The organism is Paraplanobispora siamensis (assembly GCF_016863175.1).
Lineage (GTDB): Bacteria > Actinomycetota > Actinomycetes > Streptosporangiales > Streptosporangiaceae > Planobispora > Planobispora siamensis.
The window spans coordinates 56,534-77,257 of record NZ_BOOJ01000064.1 but is presented as its reverse complement, the minus strand read 5'-3'; the positions used below and the strand labels follow the sequence as shown (position 1 = coordinate 77,257).

Sequence of the window (20,724 nt, the reverse complement as noted above, 5' to 3'; positions counted from 1 at the left end):
CTCACTCCCCTGCGAGGGCCATGAGGCCCACGAGGTTGCCCGCGGGGTCGGTGAACAGGGCGAACTCCATGCCCTCACCGATCTTCGTGGGCGGGACGGCCCGGGCTCCGCCGAGCTCGACGGCCCGGTCCAGCATCTTGTCGAGGTCGTCGACCTCGACATAGAAGGTGACGTAGGCGGGCATCGTCCCGCCCGTGCGCATGATCCCGCCGCCGGGCCCCTGCTCCGGCTGGACCAGCGTGTAGTTCTCGTCGGCGGTCTGCGTGGGCCAGCCGAACATGCCCGTGTAGAAATCACGCAGGCGTCCGTGGTCCGGGCCGCCGATCTCCCAGTGCACTACGGCGTGTTTCATCTCTGATCCCTCCCGCTTCCGGCGGAGACGGTCTGCTCCGAGGGGGTGATCGGCTCGAAGCGCCTCGGATCGGCGCAGTACTCGCCGATCGCGGCGGCGAAGCGCGCGGCGTGGAAGCCGTCGGTGTAGCGGTGGTCGAAGGTCGCGGTGAGGGGCAGCACGGGCCGTGCCACGACCTCGCCCGCGACGGCCACCGGCTGCTGGCGCACCGCGCCGACCAGCACCACGACCGGTACCCGGTAGTAGAAGGCGAGCGGTGCGTAGGCGCGGCGGATCCCCCACATCCCGACCGAGGTGATCATCGCGCCGCCGAACGCCTGCCGGGGCAGGCCGAAGCGGCCCAGATCGAGGTTGAGATCAGAGGTGAGCCACGCCGACAGGCCCAGCGCCGCCCGCAGCAACGGCCGGGGAAGGCCGGCCAGCAGCGCCTTGCCGCGCTCCAGCTGCGCGTCACCGCCCGACTTCAGGTCCCGCAGCTCCTCGGCGATCTGGACGGCCGACTTGCGGTCCGCCTGGCGGACCTTCCTGCCGGTCAGCTCCCTGCCCTCGTCGGCCGCCGCGATGAAGAACACATCCACGCTGTCCCTGGTGAAGCTGCGCCCGCGCGCCAGCCGTACCCGCAGCTCGGGAACGGCGGCCAGGGCGTGGGCCACCGCCCGGCCGACGAGGTGGGTCACCGTGAGGCGGACGCCGCAGCGCTGCCGCACGTCCTCGATGTAGGAGAGCATCGCCGCGGCGTCCGGTTCCAGATCGCCGAAGAACTGCGGATCGCGTGGGCGGCCCCAGCTGGCACCGGCCAGCCTGCGCCACCCGATCAGACGGTCAGCCATGACAGCCCTCCTCACCATCCAGCGTGCCCCGGGCACCTCGCGCCCGGCATGGGAGAAGGTCCTGACATCGGGTGCCGTTGGTAACCCGGCGCCGGTGCGTCCGCCCGCCGGGCGGATCCGGCGGGAACCGCCGTCGTCAGTGCAGCGGGCCCCGCCGCACTGACGACGACGCTCCGGCGGAGACGACGACCACGGCGACGGCGGTCATGAGGGCCGCGACCAGCGGCATGCTGAAGTGCGATCCGTTCACCGGAAACAGCTGCCAGGCGACGTTGAGCGTCATGTGGAAGAGCGCCATGGCCGGGACGCCGCGGCCCGTGTGATTGAACAGCCAGACCATGATCACCCGCGCGGCGACGGTGTTCAGCGACCACCAGGCGATCCAGGAGACGGGACGCTGCACCTGCAGCAGCGGCACCCAGTGCCATACGGCCCAGACGGATCCCAGGATGAGACCGGCCCTCACCGCTCCCCATCGTTCCTGCAAGGGCTGCGTGGCATAGCCGGACCAGCCGAGTTCCTCGCACCAGGCGGCGACGAGGAACCCGAGGACGAGCAGCAGCGTCGGCACCGGGGAGATGCGCGGATCCGGTACGGCGGTCCCGGTCAGGCGGAGCAGGAGGAACGACGCCGCCACCACGGCGGGATACAGCAGCAGGACGGGGAGGTACCAGGTCTTCACCACGGCCCGCCGGCTGCCGGACGATCGCGCCGGAAGCGCCCGCACGCCCGCGATCCCGCCCTCGCGGTAGCTCAGCACGACGGCGGCGACGGCGGGGCAGACGAAGGCGAGCCCGGTCAGGGGGATGCCGGGCAGTATCTGCGCGTCGCTCACGGCGCCGAGCGCCAGGAAGGGCACGGTGAGGGCGAAGACCAGCAGGAAGAAGGCGCGCGGCGACTTTCCGGACCGCGCTCCCCTTCCGGACCGCGCTCCGGTGTCCCTCGGCCGCGCCGGTTTCATGAGCCCGCAGAAGTCCCCGGAGCCGCCGCGTCCAGAATGGGACTTGGGATATCATGTTTCATACCTCGGAAGGTATCCGATCGGAAGCGAGGTGTCCATGCCGAGCGAGCCGTCCGCGCCCGGCGGTCCGACCCGGCGCCGGCCCCGGCTGAGCGACCGGGAGACGCAGCGGCGCATGCTCGACGCCGCACTCGCCATGGTGCACCGGGACGGGCTGACCGTCGGCCTCGACCACATCGGCTTCGAGGACGTCATCCACCGGGCCGGCGTGTCACGTACCGCGGTCTACCGCCGCTGGCCGTACAAGGACCTGTTCTTCAGCGATCTGCTGCGGGAGCTGGCCCGGGGAACCGCTCCGGCCTCCGTGCTCCCCGAGGAGGACACCACGCGGCTGCTCGGCTCGGTGCTGGCCGGGCGGACGCAGGATCTGGCCTCGCCGCAGGGCAGGCACGAACTGGTCACCGAGATGCTGCGGGTGAGCGCCGGCAGCGAATTCGCGGCCATCCACGGCTCCGCCGAATGGCGTACCTATCTGGCGCTGCAGGCCACGTTCCTGAGCCTGCCCGAGGGCGACCTGCGCGACGACGTCCAGGCCGCGCTGGCCCGGTCCGAGGCACGGTTCGTCGAGCAGGTGGCGCGCGGCTGGGAGCGGGTGGCCGGGGCCATGGGCTACCGTCTGCGGCCGGGCTCCGGCGGCAGCTTCTCCCTCATCGCCACCCTGGCCGGCGCGATGATGCGCGGACTGGTCCTGATGGCGCTGTCGGACGCCGAACTGCTGACACGACGCGTGCGCGCCGATCCCACCGCGACCGGCGCCGCCGACTGGCCGTTGATCGGCCTGGCGGCGGCGAGCGTCGCCGTCACCTTCCTGGAGCCCGACCCGGACATCGCATGGGACGGCGAGCGCGTGGCGTCCCTGCGCGCCCTCCTCGGCCAGGAAGAAGAGGCCGATCCTCTCGCCTGAGGGCATCCGGCGGCGGGCCCGCCGTGACTATCCCGACATCAGCGAGAAGTAGGCCTCCTCCTCCTGGGTGAAGTGCAGGATCAGCACGGCGTACAGGCCGTACAGGCAGGCGCGCAGATCATCGAGCTGTCCCGGGGCCGGACCGCCGGGCCCGGCCAGCTCCAGGTGCCGTTCCAGCCGCCCGGCCAGCCGGTTGATCTCGGCGTGCGCCCTGCTCATCGTCATGGTCGCCTCAGGATCGCCGAGCAGCCTGTCGACCGCCGGATAGAGGCGTTCCTCCTCGGCCCGCTCGTGCGGGAGCAGCTCCTCGGTCAGGAAGTCGCGCAGCCGGTGCAGCCGCTCCAGGGCCTGCGGCTGATCGAGTGTGTCGGCGGCCTGCCGGATGAGGTCGAGCGGCGGCCGCAGCGCGGCATGCTCGTGCTCGAAGCGGCGTATCAGCGCGTCGGTCCGGGCGTCCAGGCGCAGGCGGGTGCCGCGGGCCGGGCGCAGCGCCCGCAGCGCGTTGAGGATGACCGCCACATCGATGACCTCCTGCACGATCGCGCCCGCCGCCGGGGCCAGCCAGCCCATCGCCGCGGCGGACATCGCCAGCAGCGACAGGCCCATGCCCGCCCCGGCGCTCTGCACGGCGATGCGGCGGGCCCGGCGGGCCACGTCCATCGCGTCGGCCAGGCGGTCCAGCCGGTCGGTGGTCAGCACCACGTCGGCGGCCTGGGTGGAGGCAGCCGAGCCCCGGGCGCCCATCGCGACGCCGACGTGCGCCGCGGCCAGCGCGGGAGCGTCGTTGATCCCGTCGCCCACCATGACGGTGACGGCGCGCCCGGCCTCCTGGCGTACCCCGGCCACCTTGGCGGCCGGGCTCTGCTCGGCCAGCACCCGGTCCACCCCGAGCACGGCCGCGACGCTCTCGGCGACCTCGGGGCGGTCTCCGGTGAGCATCACCACGCGCTCGATGCCCGCAGTCCGCAGTCTGCGCAGCGTACGGCCCGCATCCGGGCGTACGGCGTCACGCAGCAGGATCACGCCCACCGGCCGGTCGTCCACGCTCACCCAGACGGTCATCGCACTGTCGAGTGCGGCCCTGGCCCGCTGCGCCCGCATCCACTCGCACGCCGGTACGGCCGGCGCCTTGCCCACCCGCACCCGGCGTCCCTCGACGAGCCCGCGGGTGCCGACTCCCGGCTCCTCCTCCACCTCCGAGGGCGCGGGCAGCCCCAGCCCGCGCTCACCGGCCGCCCGCACGATCGCCGCGGCCAGCACGTGCGAGGACATCTGGTCCACCGCGGCCGCCAGCCGCAGCACCTCTTCGGCCGAGAACCCCGGGGCGGCCACGACGTCGCAGACCTCGGGCCTGCCCACGGTCAGCGTCCCGGTCTTGTCGAGCACCAGCGTGCGCGCCCGGCCCAGCGTCTCCAGCGCGGCGCCGCCCTTGACCACCACGCCGCGGCGGGCCGTACGGGACAGTCCGGAGGCGATCGCCGCGGGCGCCGCGAGCAGCAGCGGGCAGGGGGTGGCCACGACCAGCACCGCGACCGCCCGCACCGCCTGCCCCGAGACCGCCCAGGCGAGCGCGGCCAGCAGCAGCGTCGCGGGCAGGAACCAGGCGGCGAAGCGGTCGGCGAGCCGTACCACCGGGGCGGTGTCGGCCTGCGTCTGGCGGGCCAGGCGGACGACCCCGGCGTAGGTGCTCTCCTCAGCCGTCCCGGTGGCCCGCAGGTCGAATGCCGCGCCGGCGTTCACCACGCCGCTGCGCACCGCGTCGCCCCGGGCGTACTCCACCGGCAGCGCCTCGCCGGTCAGCGCCGACTCGTCCAGGACCGCGCCGCCGCGCGTCACGACGCCGTCCACCGGGACGATCTCCCCGGTGGGCACCAGGAGCAGGTCTCCCCGGCGTACCAGGCCGACCTCCACCTCCTGCGCCACGCCTTGCGCGTAGCGCCGTGCCCGGCGCGGCGCCCGCTCGTACAGCGCGGTCAGGTCCCGGCTCGCCCGCCGCAGCGCGTAGTCCTCCAGCACCCGGCCGGTCGCCAGCATCACCGCGATCACGGCCCCGGCCAGATACTCCTGTACGGCGAGCGCTCCCGCCAGCGCCAGGACCGCGATCGCGTCGACGCCCAGCCGGCCGGCCCGCAGCCCCGACACCACCCACCACACCGCCGGAACCGTCGCCACGGCCGTTCCGGCGGCCCACGCCGCGTCACCGGCGGTCCGGGCCCCGAACACGTGGAGCACGATGCCCGCCAGCAGCGCCCCGGCGGTGACCGCCAGGAACCACACCGGTCCCGTCAGACGGGTACCACTTTCCGAGCCGGCCATCCTCGACGCCTCCTCTCCCCCAGCCTGGCGCCGTTCCAAGAGGGTGGCCCGGGGACAAGGTCCCCGATCGGGATGCCTTTGGGCCCCGCCGTCCGGATCGGGGTCACCGGCCGCAGACCAGGACCTGCTTGCCCGTGACCCGCGCCGAGGCGAGCCGCTCATGGGCCAGGGCCGCCTGCTCCAGCGGCAGCCGGTCCGCGACAGCCGGTCGGGTCTCCCCCTTGGCCAGGAGATCGAACAGGGTGGTCAGATCCTTGCGGAAGGCTCCGGGGAAGCGGTCGCGCAGCACGACGATCCGGTGACGGTCACCTTGACGCGGGCCTGGCCGGGCGCGGGGGTGCGGGAGCGGCTCCTGGACCAGGCGCAGGGCGGACGGCCCGTCGTACCGGGAGACGAGGATGCGACGGTTGACGACGGTCATGGGATCGCCTCCGCGCGGGCCTTGATGGCGAGCAGTCGCCTGCGCATCATCACGAAGTCCCCCGCCTCCATCAGCGCGAGGTAGACGGCGCCGCGCACCGTGCGCGGCGTCTGGACCCGGATCCGGAAGATCAGCCGCGTCGTTCCCCCGAGGTCGTGCAGGGCGATCGAGCAGCCGGTGGTCGCGCTGGGATCGCGCACGACCATCACCAGAGCGTGCGGCGGGTCGATCCGCTCCATGACGAAGCCGTGCCCGTCGGGTGAGGTGGGCATGACGTCGCCGACCTTGAGGTCCTGCAGCTCGGGCACGATACGGTCGGCGCTGGGGCGTCCCGCGTTGTCGGACCAGTCGTAGCTGTACCAGCCGGCCCGAGTGTAGCCGCCCATCTGGACCAGCCAGGGCCACACCTTCCGCGGCGGCGCCTGAACGGTGACGGCCCGGGTGGCCTACAGCCGGGGCTCCGGGACGAGGTCGTCACCCGCCATGTCGGCGTGGGCCTCGCCCGCGGTGGCGCCTCACCGCAACTGTCAGGGGTGGACGGCGAACAGGTATCCGGTGACGGCCCACGCCGCCAGTGCGATCAGCCTGCGAGTCCTGGGCATCCTGAGCTCCTCGGCATCGCTGGAGGACTCGAATTCTCCTCCGTCGCCGGTGTCCGGGTAGGGCCGGACGTCCCGTCTCCCGGATCGGACGTTGGTCCCGCTCGCAGATGACGTGCGCCTCTACCCGGCCGAGCCCGAGCACGATGCGCTGGAGACAGCCGGATGAGGAGGCCGTCATGGAAGCCAAGCAGTGGAGTGTGAAGATCTACATCAACGAAAGCGGCGACGACACCACCGCGCGGGCGGTCCTGCTCACCAGGGACGGCACGCACCTGTCCGGGACCGGGCACGCCCGCCGCAACCCGGCCGACTTCCCGGTGCCCGAGATCGGCGACGAGCTGGCAGCCGCCCGCGCGCTGGCCGACCTCGCCGAGAAGCTCCGGGTCGTCACGTCCCGCGACATCGCCCGCTTCGCCGAGCCGCCGGTGCCGAGCTGGTCATGGTGAACCGATCATGACCAGGCCCGTCGTCGTCGGGGTGGACGGTTCCGCCGCCTCTCTGTCGGCCGCCGCCTGAGCCGGCCGGGAGGCGGCGCTGCGCCGCGCCCCGCTGCGTATCGTGCATGCCGTACCGGACCTGCCGCTGCTGCGCGGCCGCAGCGCGCAGACGGCCCGGGCGGTGCTGGCCGAGGCGGCCCTGCGCGCCCGGGCCGGCCAGCCGCATCTGAAGCTCGACACCGAGATCGTCACCGGTTCCCCGGATCGGGTCCTGGTGTCCGGCGCCGCCGGCGCCCAGCTGCTGGTGGCCGGTCGCCGCGGGCAGGGCGGCCTCACCGGGCTGCTGCTCGGCACGGTCGTCCTGCACCTGGTGCACGCGGCCCCCTGCCCGGTGGTGGTGATCGGTGAGCACCACCACCCGCGCACCGCGGAGATCGCCGTCGGCGTCACCGGTCATCCCGGACAGCAGCCGGTGCTGGAGTTCGCCTTCACCGAGGCCGATCTGCGGGCCAGTGCGCTGCGCGCGGTGCACGCCTGGACGCATCCGGTCTCCCGCGCTCCCGGCGACATGCTGCCCCTGGTCTACGACGTCGAGGCCGTCGCCGACGAAGAGCGGCGGGTGCTGGCCGAGGCGGTCGCGGGCTGGCGGGAGAAGTTCCCCGACGTCGCGGTCCGCCTGCTGTGCGCGCATGCCAACACCACCGACACGCTGATCGACGCCTCCGACCGGGCCGACCTGCTGGTGCTCGGCCTGCGGGGACGGCGGCTGACCGGCGCGATCCCCGGTTCGGTCACCCATGCGGTGCTGCACCACGCCCGCTGCCCGGTGGCCGTCATCCGGTGACCCGCCATCGCCCCCGCCCTGTCCACGACGGTCGGCGTCCACGACGGTCGGCGTCCACGACGGTCGGCTCGGACGTCTTGTTCTCCCTTACGCCGTCCCGCGCAGCAGCACCTGCTGCAGGACGCGGTTCAGGTCATCGGTGGTCACCATGCCGGCCACCCGGCCGCCCTCGGCCACCACCGCGACCACCTGGCCGGCCGCGGCCGGCCGTCCCAGCAGCGAGACGACCTCGTCGTCCGGGGCCAGAACCTGCTGCGAGGTCAGTTCCCGGGCCAGGGTGCTCAGCCGGGTCGAGGCGCGCCGCTCGGCCGGCACCGCCGTCAGGGCCTCCAGCGAGACCACGCCCACCGGCGCGCCGGAGAAGTCCACCACGGGGAAGACCCTCTGGTGGGAACGCAGGGCGGTGGAGACGAACTCCTCCACGCTCTGCCATGCCGGGGCCAGGTCCGGCACGGCGCTCATCACCTGACCGACCGGCACCCCGCGCAGCCCTTCACGGGCGATCCTGGCCGTGGCCTCGGTGCGGGCGGCGCCGGCGAGGTACCAGCCGACGATCACCAGCCAGAGCCCTCCGAACCCGTTCCAGGCGAACATCTGGACGAAGCCGAGGATCACAAGGACGAACCCGAGCGATTGTCCCGCCACGGCCGCGGCCCGGTCGGCCCGGGCCCGGTCCCGGTGCGCGCGCCACAGTACGGCGTGCAGCACCCGACCGCCGTCCAGCGGCGCGCCCGGCAGCAGGTTGAACACCCCCAGCACCAGGTTCATGTAGGCCAGCCACACCAGCACCACCACCAGCAGCGGCGGCCCCGGCAGGGCCGCGGAGGCGGCGAACGCGCCCAGGGCCAGAAGCAGGCTGGCCAGCGGGCCCGCCCCGGCCACCACCAGCTCGGCTCCGGGGGTCTCGGCCTCCTCCTCGATCTCGGTCGCGCCGCCGAGCACCCACAGCGTGATCGAGCCGACCTTCAGGCCGCGCCCCCGCGCGACCAGCGCGTGCGCGAGTTCGTGGGCCAGCAGCGAGACCATGAACACCACCGAGGTGACCACGCCCACGCTCCAGTACAGGACCGCGGCCTCACCGGGGGCCGCCTCGGGCAGCACGATCGTGCTCAGGGTCACGGCGATCAGCCAGACGATCACCAGCACCGACCAGTGCATCCCCACGGGGATGCCGGCCACCCGTCCAAGACGCAGACTCTGTCTCATACTTCCACCGTCAGGCCGTGCGTCCCCGTGGTGGAGAGGCGTTCCGCCCCAATCCGAGGGACCTTCGGAGGGAACTCGGCCCCGCCCCGGTGGGGCGGGGCCTGCTCCGGATGAGCCGCGATGAGCGCCGCGAGGGCGCGCAGCCGGCTCAGAACCGGCGGCGGTAGGCCTGTGCGGCGCGGATCCTGGACAGGGCCATCTCGGTGGCCGCCCGGCGCGGCAGGTCTCCGGTGCGGGCGATCCGGTCGGCCAGCTCGGCCGTGTTGGCGCCGATCTTCTCCTCGATCGCGGCGAAGGCCCGCTCGCGACCGCCGCCGGCGTACTCCACGGCCGCGCAGATCACCCCGCCGGCGTTGGCGATCACGTCCGGCACCGACAGGATGCCGAGCCGGTGGAAGATCTCCTCGGCCTCGGCGGTCGCCGGGATGTTGGCTCCCTGCAGGATCACCTCGGCCCGCACGCGCCCGGCGTTGTCACCGGTGAGCACATCGGGCTGGGCGGCCGGCACCAGCACCTCGCACGGCAGCGTCACGATCTCGTCGCGGGCCGCCGCGTCTCCTCCAGGGAACTCCGCCACCAGGCCGCGCGCCCGTTTGAAGGCGGCCAGCTCGGCCACGTCCAGCCCGTCGTCGCGGCGCACGGCGCCCCGGCTGTCGGAGACGGCGACCACCACCGCGCCGCGCCGCCGCAGTTCCAGCGCGGCATGCATGCCCACGGCGCCGAAGCCCTGCACGACCACCCGGGCCCCCTCCAGTTCGAGCACCTTGGCCTCGGCCAGCGCGCTCGCGCAGCAGGCCAGCCCGTATCCGGTGGCGCCCAGCTCGTCCAGGGGGATGCCGCCCAGCACCGCGGGCAGCCCGACGGCCCGGCCGATCTCGTCGTGCACCACCGCCATGCAGCTTTCGTCGGTGCCCATGTCGGGACCGGGGATGTAGCCGGTCAGATGCTCGATCGCCCTGGCGAAGGCCCGCATCTCCCGTTCCCTGGGCGCCTGGGCCAGGCTGGGGGCCAGCATGATGCCGGCCTTCCCGCCGCCGTGCGGCAGACCCGCGGCCGCGTTTTTGATCGTCATCGCCCGGGCCAGCCTGGCGACCTCGGCCGCCGTCACCGTCGGCGTCAGCCGTACCCCGCCGATGGCCGGGCCCAGGGCCAGGTTGTCCAGGACGACGACCGCCTCCATCCGCGGCATGGGCCGCAGGAACACCACCTCGACCGGCCCCAGCTCGTCGGCCTGCCAGGCGGCTTCGATCTCACGCATCGTCATCGCCTCCACCGCCCACACTGTGGGCGTGCGCGCGTCACCGACAGAGGCGGAGGGAACCCGACGCCCGGCGAAGGTCCCGATCCGCCGCCCTCAGCGGTGATCGAACCGGAAGGTCCGGGAGAACAGCGTCCGCCCGGTCCAGTCGTGGCCGGCGAGGTCGACGGCCAACGTCCGGGATCCGTCGTCGTGAACCGTCAGCGTCCCGTACTGGCCGGCCCCCGTCCACATCCCCTCGCTGTACGGTCCGCCCTTGGGCGCTCCCGGCCGGTCGAGGGGCGCCGCCTGCAGGACGGGGAAGCCCTTGCGGGCCGGGCCGTAGCCGCTGTGGGAGCCGTCGTCGAGCGCCAGCATGTGAGCATCGCCGCTGATCATGACGAGGTTGTCGACGCCGTTGCGCTCGATGGTCGTGGCCAGGCGCCTCCGCTCCGCGGGATAGGCCCCCCAGCCGTCGGCGCCCGGCCCGGAGCGCACGATCCACGGATCGGGGTTGACCCAGACCACCAGCGCGTGCGTACGGCCGGCGCGCACCAGTTCATCCTCCAGCCAGGCGAGCTGGGCGGGGCCGAGCATGGAGGCGCCGGTGCGCTCCGATCGGGTGTCGGTCAGCACGAACCGCACCCGCCCGACGGTGAACGCCTGGTAGACGGCCTCGGAGGGCAGGGGGTAGTGAGGTGTGTTCTCACGGTAGGCCAGACGGGCCGCGCGGCGGCTGGGCGAGGCGGCGTCGGCCTCGTTGGGCCCGTAGTCGTGGTCGTCCCAGACATAGGCGACCGGCGTGGAGCGGTACAGCGCCGCCTGGGCGGGAGCGGTGAGGGTCTCGTCGTAGCGGGCGCGGAACGCGGCGACGTCGTCCTCCTCCACGTTGCCGTAGTGCAGGTCGCCGGTGATCAGGTACAGCAGCGGATCCGACCGCCTGATGGCGTCGTAGACCGCTCCGTCGGAGCCGGTGCGGGCGCAGGCGCTCGCCGCGACCGTGAACGACCCGGCGCCCTCGGGGGAGGTCCGCATCGAGCCCCGGCCGCGGGTGCCGTCGGGATGGCCGTCCACCACCACGGTGTAGGTGTGGCGGGTGCCCGGCCGCAGCCCGGTGACGGTCCAGGTGACCACTCGGCTGTCCGGGACCGCGACCGGGGCGGGAGGGATCTGGGGGCTCGGCCGCACGATGAGCCCGGCCTGCTCCGCCGGGCCGGTGAGCCGCGCCGTGACACGGAACGAACTTGGGGTGATCGCTCCGCTCCACACCCACGACACCCGGTCGGCCCGCAGGGCGGGCGTGGCGGACTCGGGGTGGGCGGGACCGAAGTAGTGGTCGTAGGCCAGCGCGCCCCCGGTCCAGACGGTTCCGATCAACAGCGCGGTGACCGCGGCCAGGACGGCGATGTCGCGGCGGCTGCGGGTGTGCTGCCACAGCAGCCAGAAGGCGACCGCAGGCGCCAGGAACACCACGGTGACCAGGACGCTGACCAGCGGGGGGTAGGTCAGGGCGGCCGTGCTGCCCAGGCCCACCCCGGCCAGAGCCAGCAGGACGGCGCCGGCCCCCTCCCGGCGCCAGGCGACCAGCCAGCCCAGCGCCGCGATGACCAGCAGAGCGAGTTGGAGCGGCTCTTCGACCATGGCCACGAGCCCGTCGCCCTCCGGATCGCGGGGCACGCCGACGGTCAGCGACAACACGGCGAACCCGGCCACCACCGCGGCGGCCCACGCCCGGGCCGCCCGCCGGATCACCCGGCGGGTGACGGGATGCAGATCGAACAGCCCGCTCTCCCGCGCGGAGGCCGGCGAGCTCCACGGGCAACCGTGGCAGCGGACGTGCCAGCCGGGATGGCGCAGCGCCCAGCGCCCGCCCAGGGCGAGCGCCCCGCCGAGCAGGGCTCCGGCGAGCACGTCGGTCCCCTGGTTGGCGCCCGTCTGCAGCCGGGACAGGGCGACCAGCACGGCGGCGGCCGCCAGGGGTACGGCCAGCGCCCTGGCCGGCCAGGCGCGCCGGGTCAGCACGGTCAGCGCGACGGGCAGCAGCCCGGCCATCAGCGCCGCCTGGGCCACGTGGCCCGAGGGGAAGGTGTCGGCCGGCCATGAATGTTCGGCCGAGGAGCGCAGCACCAGCGTGGCCGCCAGGCCGACGGCGGTGGCCGCGGGATAGGCGAGCGCGAAGACCAGGCAGCGCAACGTCGCGACGCCAACGGCCAGTGCCAGCACCAGGGACGTGCCGGCCGCGCCGTACAGGCCCAGCGGCGGTGCCGTCAGCCACGTCCAACCCGATACCGGCGCCGCGATGTCGTCCACGGCTGCGGCGATGTGCGGCGAGCCCTGCAGGATCAGGGCCAGGATGCCGGTGGCCGCCGCGGCCCAGACCGCCGCCCAGCCGATCAGCATCCGCCGGGAGTCCTCGGGGGCGCCGCCGGGGTCGCGGCCGAGCGGGGTCGCCACGACCAGGCCCGCCGCCCAGCGCGGCGGGGTCGGCCAGGCGCGCAGGATCGCCGCCGAGGCCGTCCCGGCCAGTCCGGCGACGGCGGCCGGCAGCAGCGACACCGCCCACATCCAGGCGATGCCCCTGAGGTAACCGTCGGTGTGGAAGTAGTTGTAGGTGGCACCGACCACCAGGTAGACGCACAGTCCAAGGCCGGTCATCGCGGTGAGCCGGTAGAACAGGGGCCGTCTGAGCGCCTGGCCCAGCGCCGCCCCGGGCGGCTCACCGGTGATCACGTGCCGGGCGGTCGCGTGCCCTGCCACGTCCAGGCGGCGGTCCAGGCCCGGGGCCCGGCCCCGCGCCGAGCGCAGCACGTCGCGCAGCACGGCGGCGATCGAGAACAGCAGCCCGGCGCTCATGATGGCCGGTACGAAGATCTGCAGATCGGGCTGGACGGTCATGACGGCTCCCGGTGGATCACGACCTCGCCGCGGTCGCCGTCGACGGTCACCAGCCGCCCGTCCAGGGCGGCCGTGGCGGCGGGCACGTTGAGCACCGCGGGCACGCCGAGCTCGCGCGCGACCACGGCGGCGTGGGAGAGCGGGCCGCCGCGCTCGACCACGATGCCTCCGGCGCGCAGGAAGACCGGCGTCCAGGACGAGTCGGTCGCCCGCGCCACCAGCACCTCTCCTTCGGCGATCGCGCCGGGGTCGGGTTCGGTCAGCGCCCGGGCCCGGCCGGTGGACCGGCCGACGCCGGCCGCCCAGCCGCGCAGGGTCTCGCCCCCGGAGACCGGCGGCGGAGGCTCGGCCGGGACTCCGGTGAACCGCACGGGCAGGGGCCGTCGTCACGGTAGCGCTCCAGCCAGCGGCGCCGTACGGCCAAGGTGCCGGAGGGCGGGCCGGACCCGGCCAGCGCGGCCCGCAGTTCGGTCTCGGTGAGCAGGTCGACGTCCGCGGGATCGGCGAGCCACCCGCGCTCGCACAACCGCCGCCCGAGTTCGAGATGTGCCCGGCGCACGAGCCCTCCCACGGCCAGCACCGCGGCCTTGACCCGCTCGCGCCGGGTCAGGCCCTCGGTCGCCTCGTCCGCGACCCGCCGCAGCAGGTGCAGGCGCACGTCGACGACCTGCCCGGTGAGGATCCGCATCCGGCGCCAGCGCGGATTGCGGCGCAGCCGCTCCTCGATTCCGGCGCGGCTGCGCCGCCGCTCGGCGGCGCGGGGCACCCGGTCGGGGGGTGTCGTCGCCTGCTCGTCCCAGGTGGGTCCGGCAAACACCGCCATCGACGACCAGGGGGACTTCGGGGCCGCCATGCCCGCTCCGGCCGTCAGGAGCTGGGCCGCTCCGGCGGCCTCGGCCTCGCCCAGGTAGCGCGTGAGGATCACTTCGAGCTGCCGGTAAGCGGCCACGGCCGAGGCCGCTGCGGCGAACTCCGCGCTCATGGCCCGCGCCCCCAGGTCGAGCAGGCGCAGCCGGTAGGCCAGCAGCGCGCGGTCGTCCAGGTCCCCCAGTTCGAGGCCGGGTCCGGCCAGGTCATCCACGGCGACCAGCACCGTGGCCGCCTCGATCAGCGCCCGGCGGCGGCTGGCGAAGACGCGCAGGTCCTGCAGGGGGGATCGGCGCCGCCGTGCCGGTGGTCCGTCGTCATGGGCCTGGTGACCGAAGTACTCGCGTTCCAGATCGCGCTCGGACGCTCCCGGAATGGCCGCGGCGACCTCTTTCAGCAGGCTGAGATCGAGGGCCGCGCGACCGCGGACCCTGCGCAGCAGCTCGTGGGCGCCGTCGCGGTGCGCGGGATTGGCCCCCACCTCGTCGAAGACGGCGCGCAGCGCCTCTTCCACCAGGAACGCGTTGATCTCCCACAACAGCGGCGGCAGCACGCCGGGCAGCATCTCGTCCACCCCGGTGGACATCAGTTCGGCGTCATCCTGCGGGGTGTCGCAGCCGTCCCCGGGCACGGTGGTGATGGCGCGGCTCTGCACCAGCCACACCCGCTGCCCGTCCCAGGCCCACTCGATGTCCTGGGGCCGGCCGAACAGCCGCTCGGCGGCCAGCGCCAGCGCGGCCAGTTCCCCTCGCGGGGACGGCAGTACGGTGTCGGGTTCGCGCGGCAGGGACCAGACCTCCGGTGTGCGCGTGCCCGAGACCAGTCCCTCCGCCAGGCCGGTGACCGTCTCCGCCCGCATCCGCCCCGTCTCACCACCCGGATCTCGGGTGAACACCACGCCGGACAGCACGGCGGGGACCATGCGCATGAGCACCACCGACATCACGGCCTGCTCTTCGGAGACTCCCCACGCCCGGCGGTAGGCACAGGGAGCGGGATGCCACAGCGACGCCCAGACCAGGCGTACGGCGCGCAGCACGGCGCCGGGATCGTCAGCGGGCACGTCCAGGACCGAGCGGTACTGGCCGGCGAAGGAGAAGTCGGCGGTGTCCTCCGCGCCGGCCGACGACCGCACCGCCAGCCGGCCTCCGGCGCCCACCGCGCGGGCGGCGGCCACGATCTCGGCCTCCACCGCGCAGTCCAGCGGCGCGTTCAGGAACACCTCGTCCGCCGTGTCCGCGACCGTCGATCCGGCCCTCGCCGCCTCGGTGAGCTCTCGCACCCTGGGGTCGGCGGCGACGTCACGATAGGCGGCGGCGGTGACCACCGCGGTGGGCGGGACCGGGAGTCCGGCCGCCATCAGCCGGTTCAGCCCTTCGCCCTTGCCGCCGAGGTCGGGCCGGTCGGCCGGGAGCCGGACGACGACCGGGGCGGCGGTCCGCGTCGTGGTCATCGTCCTTCACCCGGTTCCCGGGTGATCCCGTCCCGGTAGGCGGCGACGCAGCGGTCGACCACCCGCTCCAGCGGTTCGCCGGTGGCGGCCGAGCGGCCCGTCACCCACCGGTGCAGGTCACCGCGGAGCGAGACGGACGGACGGCGCGCGCGGGCACCGGTCAGCACCGCGGCCTGCAGGACCAGTACGAGTGCCAGTACGGCGAGAAGGTCCCAGGATCCGTCCCGGGCCGCGTCCACCACCGCGACGAGGGTCAGCACGGCGGACAGCGCGATCAGTGCGAAGGTGCGTCCGGCAGTCGTCATACCTCAGAGGTACGGTCCGGCGCTCGCCCGGTGTAGGGACCAAAGCCCTCCGATCCGCTCCCGGTCGGCCCCTTCACCGGATGATCGCCGCAGGATCAGTAGAACGGAGGGGCGACGACGTCGTCTCTGATGAAGGTCATCTCGGAGGTGACGGCGACGACGCCCTCCACCGCGCGCAGAGCCTCGACCAGGTAGGTGATCTGGGATCTGTGCCCGACGGTGCCGCCGATGGTCACCGCTCCGTCCCGCACGACGATCGACAGCGAACCGGCGTCACGACCGGCCTGCTCGCGCACGACCTCCTCGATCTCGGCGTGCAGTTCGTCCGGCGGGCGGGCGAAGACCCGCAGCAGGTCGTGCTGGTGCACCGTGCCGGTGATCCGGCCGGTACCCGGGTCGACCACCGGCAACTGCTTGATCCGCCGCTCGTGCATCAGCCGGGCGGCCTCACGGGCCGGCGTGGCCGGGGTCACGGTGATGACCGGGCTGGTCATCAGCTCGGCGGCGGTCACTCCCGCGGCCTTGCGGTGCTCCCTGCGGCGTCTGCCGCTCTCGAAGAGCGGGACGCCGTGCCGTACCGTGTCGGTCTCCTTGAGCAGGAGGTCGTCCTCGGACACGATGCCCACCGGCCGCCCGTCGGCGTCGAGCACCGCGACCGCGCTCACCTCGAAGCGCCTCATCGCATCGATGATCCCGCTGAAGGGGGTGTCCGGCCGGACCGCGACCGCGACGCCTCCCATCACGTCTTCGACCTTGATCACCATGACCGCTCTCCTTTCGGCTCCATGCGTTCCGTCTTCACGCGTTCCGTCTTCACGCGGCCCGAGCGCGCGGGCAGCGCCCCGGCCCGCTTCCTGTCGCGCAGCCGTGCCAGCGACTCCCGCTCCAGCGCCCGCACCCAGGCGCGGCTGAGCCCCAGCCTCTCGGCGATCTGCCGGGGCGTGTGCACGCGCCCGTCCTGCATGCCGTACCGCAGCCGGATGATCAGAGCCTGGCGCGGGGGCAGCACGTCGTCGATCAGCGATCGCACCCCGGCCACCAGCTCGCGCCGCTCCACGGCCTCCTCCACGGGAGAGTCCTCCCCACCCGCGACGAACTCCCCCAGCGGGGTGTCCTCCTCATCCCCCACCAGGGCGTCCAGGCTGACCGGCTCCGACGGCAGCCGCTTGACGGCGGCCACCCTCTCGACCGGCTGACCGGCTCCGGCGGCCAGTTCCCCGATGCTCGGCTCGTGTCCCAGCTCCGCCGTCAGCTCGCCCTCGATCCGGGTGAGCCGGGCGACGTCGTCCGCGACGCGCGCCGGCAGCCGGATCATCCGGCCCTTCTGGGCCAGCCCCCGCTGGATCGCCTGGCGGATCCACCACATCGCGCAGGTGGAGAACTTGAAGCCGCGGGTGTAGTCGAACTTGTCCACCGCCTTGATCAGGCCGATGTTGCCCTCCTGGATGACGTCGAGCAGCGGCAGGCCCTGGCGGGCGTACCGTCTGGCCACCGACACCACCAGGCGCAGGTTGGCACGGATCATGTGGTCTCTTGCCTCCGACGCCTCGCGCGCCACCGCCTCCAGCTCGGCCCTCCGCTGCGGAGACAGCTCCGGATCGGTCTCGAGCAGGTGCCGCGCGTACAGCCCCGCCTCGATCCGTTTGCTCAGCTCGACCTCCTCCTCGGCCGTCAGCAACGGTATCCGGCCGATCCGCCGCAGGTACCGGCCGAGCGGGTCGCCCCCGTATGGCTGTCCCCGCGTAACCTCCTCAACCGCGCTCATCACCGCACCTCCTCACCCGCCCGGCCCTCACGGGCCGGAAGTCCGCACCATCAGTCAAGTCCCGGCCGCCCGCCGGGGGCAGGGCTGTTGGGCCGCCCGGGGCGGGACCTAAGGCTCTGTCCGGCGCGGCCGCGTCCTGGCAGGCTGTGGTCGCGGCAGCGGGAGGCCGCTGCCGGGCCGACCGCTGGAGGTGCGTCGTGCTCATCGACACCTGGCTGAAGGACGGCGGCTTCCCCCGCTTCCCCCACGCGGACGAGCGGGACTGACCATGGTACGGCTGCGTGACTTCGCCGGACGCTTCCGTCCTGCGGGCGTGCCGGGCGCGGCCGCTCCGGCCGGCGTGCCCGCCGACCGGGCGACCGGCCCCACCGCCGAACTCGAACCGGTCTTCGCGGCCCTGACCGGTGTGCACGCCCGGTGCGCCGGCATCCGGGCGCTGGCGGAGGCGGACGCGCGTGACACGCTCGCCGCGGCCGATGACCGGGCCGCCGCCGTACTGGCCACGGCCCGGTCGCGGGCGGACGCCGAACGGGCGCAGGCCGCCGCCGTCACCCGCGACCGCATGAGCGCCGAGAGCCGCACCGCCACCGAGACCGCACGGCGGCAGGCCGAGGCGCTGCGGGCCCGGGCCGCATCGCTCGTCCCCGGCGAGGTGGAGCGCGTCGTCGCCCGCGTCCGGTCCCTCGCGACGGACCCGGGCGCCACGCAACCGACTGCGAACCCGGACGCCGTGGGAACCGCCGTGACGACGGCCGTGGACCCGGACGCCGGGAAACGGGCGAACGGGCCATGACCGCCGCATGGGTGGCCGGGACGACCCGGGCGCGTGGGCTGGTACGGCGGCGCCTGGGCCCGGAGGGGGCGCGCCGGATCGCCGCGGCCGGCTCCGGCGAGGCGGCCGTCGCCGCGCTGGCCGCCACCCCCTACGGGCACGACGTCAGGGCCGGGCACAGCCCCGCCGAGGCCCGGCACGCCGTACTGGCGACCCTGCTGTGGCACCTGCGCGTGCTGGCGGGATGGCTGCCCCGGGAGGGCGGCGGCGATCTGCGCCTGCTGGCGCGATGGTTCGAGATCGCCAACGTCGACGAGCTGCTGACACCCCCCGTGGACGCGGGGCCGGAGTTCGCGCTCGGCGCACTGAGCACCGCCTGGCCCCGCCTCAGAGGCCTCTCTGCCCCCGCGGAGATCCGCTCCGTGCTCGGCACGTCCGCCTGGGGCGATCCCGGAGGAGACCTGCCACGGCAGATCCAGCTCGGCATGCGCCTGTCATGGGCGGTGACCGTCGCCGACCGGATCGATCCGGCCGCCCCGCTGGCCGCGGGCGCGGCCGCCCTGCTGGTCGCCCGTGAGCGGCACCTGCAGGGCCGCGACCTCACCGGCGGCGCGCGGCGGCGGGCGGAGGCGCTGCTGGGCGAACCGGCGCTCGCGGCCGGTTCGCTGCCCGCGACGGCGGCCGTGCTGCCCGCCGGCGCGCGCTGGGCGCTGGAGGGTCTCGACCGGCCCGAGGACCTGTGGCTCGGCGAGGTGCGCTGGTGGCGGCGGCTGGAGCGGGAGGGCTTCTCCCACCTGTCCGACTCCCGGTTCGGCCCGGCGGCGGTGCTGGGAGCGTTGGCCGTGCTCACCGCCGACGCACGGCGCGCCCGCGCCGCCGTCGAGCTGGCCGTACGCGGAGGGAGGGGCGATGACGTGGCGTGAGCGGTGGCGCGAGAGGCTGCGGCCCGTCCGCATGGAACGGATCGCGATCGCCGCCCCCGAGGAGAGCCTGCGCGAGGTGCTCGCCCTGGTCGCCGACGCGGGCTGCGTCGAGCTGAACGGCCCGGGCGACCTGGACCAGTACGCGGCCGGCGCGATCGTCAAGGACGGCGTCGCCGCGCTCGCCGGGTGGGCGCCGGCTCCCGCGGTCGCGGCGCTGGCCGGGCGGCTCGCGCCGGTGGGCGGGGCGGTGGTCCCCCTGGCCCGCCCACGCGGGGCCGAGGTGCCCTCGCTGCTGCGCTCGGAGGGCATCCGGGGCTCGATCAATCCGCTGGTGGAGACCTACGGCGCCGTTCCGTACGCCGACATCGACCCGGCCCCGCTGGCGATGGCCGCCTACGTGCTCATGTTCGGGATGATGTTCGGCGACGCCGGGCACGGCCTGCTGCTGCTCGGGCTGGCCGCGCTGCTGTTCCTGCGGTGGCCGCGGCGGCTGGCGCGCCTGCGCCGGGCTTGGCCGTTCGCCGCCGGGGCGGGCCTGACGAGCATCGTGTTCGGGGTGCTGTACGGCGAGTTCTTCGGACCGACCGGAGTGATCCCCGTGGTGTGGCTGGAACCGCTGGCCGAGCCGATCCCGCTGCTGCTGGCCGCTCTGGGCGTCGGGGCCGTGCTGCTGGGCTGCGCCTACCTGCTGGGCAGCGTCAACCGCTGGCGGGAGGGCGGCTGGCCGCTGGCGCTGTACTCCCCCGCCGGGGTGGCGGGCGCGGCCGTGTTCACCGGGCTGGGCCTGTCGGTCGCCGGCTGGTATCTCGGCTGGGGCTGGCTCACCGCCGCCGGGCTCGCCGCCGGCGCCGCCGGCCTGATCTTGGCCTTCGCCGGCTTCGCCGCCGAGGGCGGCGGGACCGCCCAGGCCGTGATGCGGCTGTTCGACCTCGTGGTGAGCCTGGGCTCGAACGTCGCCTCGTTCGCGCGGCTGGCCGCCTTCGGCCTCACCCACGCCGCGATCGGCTCGATCGTGTGGCAGGGGACCACCGGCCTGTGGCCGCGCTCCCCCGTCGCCGCGGCCGCGGTGTTCCTGGCGGGCAACGCGCTCGCCTTCGCCCTGGAAGGGCTCGTGGTGGCCGTACAGGCGCTGCGGCTGGAGTACTACGAGCTGTTCTCCCGGGTTTTCCAGGCCGAGGGACGGCCGTTCCGCCCTTGGCACATCCCCCTTGAGGAGGTACCCACATGTCCGTCTGGATCAGGCGGGGACTTCTCGCCTTCAACATCGTCCTCATCCTCGTCGCACTCTCCCTCATCGTCGTCGTCCTGACCGGTGACGCGGCCGGCGCGCAGACGGCGGCCGCCGCTCAGACGGAGGGGGACTGGGCCGCGCTGCTCGGCGCGGCCGTCGCCGTGGCCGGCTCGTCCATCGGCGCGGGCGTGGCCGTCGCCTACACCGGCGCCGCGGCCCTGGCGGCGATGAGCGAACGGCCCGAGCTGTTCGGCCGGGCCATCGTGATCGTCGGGCTGGCCGAGGGCATCGCCATCTACGGCCTGGTCGTCGGCATCATCCTGATCGGCCGGGCGTGAGGGGA

Annotated in this window: 21 protein-coding genes and 1 pseudogene; 8 read left to right on the top strand and 14 right to left on the bottom strand. The window is 74.3% G+C overall.

From position 1 onward, the window contains the following. Position 1: 1 nt before the first annotated feature. From Psi01_RS34705 to Psi01_RS34695, 3 genes are all read right to left on the bottom strand, one after another. Entirely contained in the window at positions 2–352 is a 351-nt protein-coding gene (locus tag Psi01_RS34705) for a VOC family protein (RefSeq protein ID WP_204068385.1), read from the bottom strand. Then, positions 349–1,182 (bottom strand): 2-oxo acid dehydrogenase subunit E2, encoded by an 834-nt coding sequence (locus Psi01_RS34700; protein WP_204068384.1) that lies wholly within the window; start codon positions 1,180–1,182, stop codon positions 349–351. The genes Psi01_RS34705 and Psi01_RS34700 overlap by 4 nt, the downstream gene beginning before the upstream one ends. A gap of 136 nt (positions 1,183–1,318) precedes the next feature. Beyond that, the gene (locus Psi01_RS34695) at positions 1,319–2,143 is read right to left on the bottom strand and encodes a CPBP family intramembrane glutamic endopeptidase (RefSeq protein WP_204068383.1); all 825 of its coding nucleotides are present in this window, start codon (positions 2,141–2,143) and stop codon (positions 1,319–1,321) included. Positions 2,144–2,240: 97 nt separating this feature from the next. On the opposite strand from Psi01_RS34695, the gene Psi01_RS34690 reads away from it, so the two are divergent. After that, on the top strand, positions 2,241–3,107 hold the full coding sequence (locus Psi01_RS34690) for a TetR/AcrR family transcriptional regulator (RefSeq protein WP_239128247.1): 867 nt from the start codon (positions 2,241–2,243) through the stop codon (positions 3,105–3,107). A 27-nt stretch (positions 3,108–3,134) separates the two neighbouring features. Here the strand turns inward: Psi01_RS34690 and Psi01_RS34685 are convergent, their stop codons facing one another. The 3 genes from Psi01_RS34685 to Psi01_RS34675 all read right to left on the bottom strand — a co-directional run bounded on the left by Psi01_RS34685 (position 3,135) and on the right by Psi01_RS34675 (position 6,230). After that, a complete protein-coding gene (locus Psi01_RS34685; RefSeq protein ID WP_204068382.1) occupies positions 3,135–5,423 on the bottom strand; it encodes a heavy metal translocating P-type ATPase in 2,289 nt (762 codons plus the stop codon). 103 nt (positions 5,424–5,526) lie between these two features. Continuing rightward, positions 5,527–5,844, bottom strand: a complete 318-nt coding sequence (locus tag Psi01_RS34680; protein WP_204068381.1) for a zinc-binding dehydrogenase — start codon at positions 5,842–5,844, stop codon at positions 5,527–5,529. Continuing rightward, positions 5,841–6,230, bottom strand: a complete 390-nt coding sequence (locus Psi01_RS34675; RefSeq protein WP_204068380.1) for a hypothetical protein — start codon at positions 6,228–6,230, stop codon at positions 5,841–5,843. Before Psi01_RS34675 ends, Psi01_RS34680 begins: the two co-directional genes overlap by 4 nt. Before the next feature lie 392 nt (positions 6,231–6,622). Here Psi01_RS34675 and Psi01_RS34670 point away from each other — a divergent pair, with 392 nt between their 5' ends. The 3 genes and pseudogenes from Psi01_RS34670 (at position 6,623) to Psi01_RS44635 (ending at position 7,727) form a co-directional block, all read left to right on the top strand. After that, positions 6,623–6,892 carry a dsRBD fold-containing protein gene (locus Psi01_RS34670; protein ID WP_204068379.1) on the top strand — a complete coding sequence of 90 codons (270 nt, stop codon included), beginning with the start codon at positions 6,623–6,625 and terminating at the stop codon, positions 6,890–6,892. Positions 6,893–6,974: 82 nt separating this feature from the next. Beyond that, positions 6,975–7,274, top strand: a pseudogene (locus Psi01_RS44640) (universal stress protein); the annotation flags it as partial. Continuing rightward, positions 7,254–7,727 (top strand): universal stress protein, encoded by a 474-nt coding sequence (locus tag Psi01_RS44635; protein ID WP_373872533.1) that lies wholly within the window; start codon positions 7,254–7,256, stop codon positions 7,725–7,727. The pseudogene Psi01_RS44640 and the gene Psi01_RS44635, both read left to right, overlap by 21 nt. Positions 7,728–7,814: 87 nt before the next feature. On the opposite strand, the gene Psi01_RS34660 is transcribed toward Psi01_RS44635, so the two are convergent. The 8 genes from Psi01_RS34660 to Psi01_RS34625 all read right to left on the bottom strand — a co-directional run bounded on the left by Psi01_RS34660 (position 7,815) and on the right by Psi01_RS34625 (position 17,455). Beyond that, on the bottom strand, positions 7,815–8,933 hold the full coding sequence (locus Psi01_RS34660; protein WP_204068377.1) for a site-2 protease family protein: 1,119 nt from the start codon (positions 8,931–8,933) through the stop codon (positions 7,815–7,817). A gap of 148 nt (positions 8,934–9,081) precedes the next feature. Next, positions 9,082–10,191 carry a Glu/Leu/Phe/Val family dehydrogenase gene (locus tag Psi01_RS34655; protein ID WP_204068376.1) on the bottom strand — a complete coding sequence of 370 codons (1,110 nt, stop codon included), beginning with the start codon at positions 10,189–10,191 and terminating at the stop codon, positions 9,082–9,084. A gap of 96 nt (positions 10,192–10,287) precedes the next feature. Next, positions 10,288–13,065: an alkaline phosphatase D family protein gene (locus Psi01_RS34650; RefSeq protein WP_204068375.1), complete on the bottom strand. Its 2,778-nt coding sequence runs from the start codon at positions 13,063–13,065 to the stop codon at positions 10,288–10,290. After that, positions 13,062–13,289 carry a PEP-utilizing enzyme gene (locus tag Psi01_RS44630; RefSeq protein ID WP_373872531.1) on the bottom strand — a complete coding sequence of 76 codons (228 nt, stop codon included), beginning with the start codon at positions 13,287–13,289 and terminating at the stop codon, positions 13,062–13,064. The genes Psi01_RS34650 and Psi01_RS44630 overlap by 4 nt, the downstream gene beginning before the upstream one ends. A gap of 35 nt (positions 13,290–13,324) precedes the next feature. Beyond that, positions 13,325–15,385 (bottom strand): PEP/pyruvate-binding domain-containing protein, encoded by a 2,061-nt coding sequence (locus Psi01_RS34640; RefSeq protein ID WP_204068373.1) that lies wholly within the window; start codon positions 15,383–15,385, stop codon positions 13,325–13,327. Beyond that, on the bottom strand, positions 15,382–15,690 hold the full coding sequence (locus Psi01_RS34635) for a hypothetical protein (protein ID WP_204068372.1): 309 nt from the start codon (positions 15,688–15,690) through the stop codon (positions 15,382–15,384). Before Psi01_RS34635 ends, Psi01_RS34640 begins: the two co-directional genes overlap by 4 nt. A gap of 95 nt (positions 15,691–15,785) precedes the next feature. Continuing rightward, positions 15,786–16,454, bottom strand: a complete 669-nt coding sequence (locus Psi01_RS34630) for a CBS domain-containing protein (protein WP_239128246.1) — start codon at positions 16,452–16,454, stop codon at positions 15,786–15,788. Then, positions 16,448–17,455 (bottom strand): sigma-70 family RNA polymerase sigma factor, encoded by a 1,008-nt coding sequence (locus Psi01_RS34625; RefSeq protein ID WP_204068371.1) that lies wholly within the window; start codon positions 17,453–17,455, stop codon positions 16,448–16,450. The genes Psi01_RS34630 and Psi01_RS34625 overlap by 7 nt, the downstream gene beginning before the upstream one ends. Before the next feature lie 268 nt (positions 17,456–17,723). Here Psi01_RS34625 and Psi01_RS34620 point away from each other — a divergent pair, with 268 nt between their 5' ends. From Psi01_RS34620 to Psi01_RS34605, 4 genes are read left to right on the top strand one after another with little or no spacing between them, the layout of a single operon-like run. Beyond that, positions 17,724–18,248 (top strand): hypothetical protein, encoded by a 525-nt coding sequence (locus Psi01_RS34620; RefSeq protein WP_204068370.1) that lies wholly within the window; start codon positions 17,724–17,726, stop codon positions 18,246–18,248. Further along, positions 18,245–19,150: a hypothetical protein gene (locus Psi01_RS34615; RefSeq protein ID WP_204068369.1), complete on the top strand. Its 906-nt coding sequence runs from the start codon at positions 18,245–18,247 to the stop codon at positions 19,148–19,150. The genes Psi01_RS34620 and Psi01_RS34615 overlap by 4 nt, the downstream gene beginning before the upstream one ends. Continuing rightward, on the top strand, positions 19,137–20,459 hold the full coding sequence (locus Psi01_RS34610; RefSeq protein ID WP_204068368.1) for a V-type ATPase 116kDa subunit family protein: 1,323 nt from the start codon (positions 19,137–19,139) through the stop codon (positions 20,457–20,459). Before Psi01_RS34615 ends, Psi01_RS34610 begins: the two co-directional genes overlap by 14 nt. After that, entirely contained in the window at positions 20,375–20,719 is a 345-nt protein-coding gene (locus Psi01_RS34605) for an ATP synthase subunit C (RefSeq protein WP_204068367.1), read from the top strand. The genes Psi01_RS34610 and Psi01_RS34605 overlap by 85 nt, the downstream gene beginning before the upstream one ends. Positions 20,720–20,724: the final 5 nt, after the last annotated feature.

Excerpts from the sequence above, each read along its gene's own strand:
- Psi01_RS34610 (WP_204068368.1), top strand. The coding sequence starts at position 19,137 with ATGACGTGGCGTGAGCGGTGGCGCGAGAGGCTGCGGCCCGTCCGCATG.
- Psi01_RS34705 (WP_204068385.1), bottom strand. The coding sequence starts at position 352 with ATGAAACACGCCGTAGTGCACTGGGAGATCGGCGGCCCGGACCACGGA.
- Psi01_RS34635 (WP_204068372.1), bottom strand. The coding sequence starts at position 15,690 with ATGACGACTGCCGGACGCACCTTCGCACTGATCGCGCTGTCCGCCGTG.
- Psi01_RS34620 (WP_204068370.1), top strand. The coding sequence starts at position 17,724 with ATGGTACGGCTGCGTGACTTCGCCGGACGCTTCCGTCCTGCGGGCGTG.
- Psi01_RS34650 (WP_204068375.1), bottom strand. The coding sequence starts at position 13,065 with ATGACCGTCCAGCCCGATCTGCAGATCTTCGTACCGGCCATCATGAGC.
- Psi01_RS34625 (WP_204068371.1), bottom strand. The coding sequence starts at position 17,455 with ATGAGCGCGGTTGAGGAGGTTACGCGGGGACAGCCATACGGGGGCGAC.
- Psi01_RS34655 (WP_204068376.1), bottom strand. The coding sequence starts at position 10,191 with ATGCGTGAGATCGAAGCCGCCTGGCAGGCCGACGAGCTGGGGCCGGTC.
- Psi01_RS34640 (WP_204068373.1), bottom strand. The coding sequence starts at position 15,385 with ATGACCACGACGCGGACCGCCGCCCCGGTCGTCGTCCGGCTCCCGGCC.
- Psi01_RS34690 (WP_239128247.1), top strand. The coding sequence starts at position 2,241 with ATGCCGAGCGAGCCGTCCGCGCCCGGCGGTCCGACCCGGCGCCGGCCC.
- Psi01_RS34630 (WP_239128246.1), bottom strand. The coding sequence starts at position 16,454 with ATGGTGATCAAGGTCGAAGACGTGATGGGAGGCGTCGCGGTCGCGGTC.
- Psi01_RS34670 (WP_204068379.1), top strand. The coding sequence starts at position 6,623 with ATGGAAGCCAAGCAGTGGAGTGTGAAGATCTACATCAACGAAAGCGGC.
- Psi01_RS34675 (WP_204068380.1), bottom strand. The coding sequence starts at position 6,230 with ATGGGCGGCTACACTCGGGCCGGCTGGTACAGCTACGACTGGTCCGAC.
- Psi01_RS34660 (WP_204068377.1), bottom strand. The coding sequence starts at position 8,933 with ATGAGACAGAGTCTGCGTCTTGGACGGGTGGCCGGCATCCCCGTGGGG.
- Psi01_RS34695 (WP_204068383.1), bottom strand. The coding sequence starts at position 2,143 with ATGAAACCGGCGCGGCCGAGGGACACCGGAGCGCGGTCCGGAAGGGGA.
- Psi01_RS34685 (WP_204068382.1), bottom strand. The coding sequence starts at position 5,423 with ATGGCCGGCTCGGAAAGTGGTACCCGTCTGACGGGACCGGTGTGGTTC.
- Psi01_RS34605 (WP_204068367.1), top strand. The coding sequence starts at position 20,375 with ATGTCCGTCTGGATCAGGCGGGGACTTCTCGCCTTCAACATCGTCCTC.
- Psi01_RS34615 (WP_204068369.1), top strand. The coding sequence starts at position 18,245 with ATGACCGCCGCATGGGTGGCCGGGACGACCCGGGCGCGTGGGCTGGTA.
- Psi01_RS34700 (WP_204068384.1), bottom strand. The coding sequence starts at position 1,182 with ATGGCTGACCGTCTGATCGGGTGGCGCAGGCTGGCCGGTGCCAGCTGG.
- Psi01_RS34680 (WP_204068381.1), bottom strand. The coding sequence starts at position 5,844 with ATGACCGTCGTCAACCGTCGCATCCTCGTCTCCCGGTACGACGGGCCG.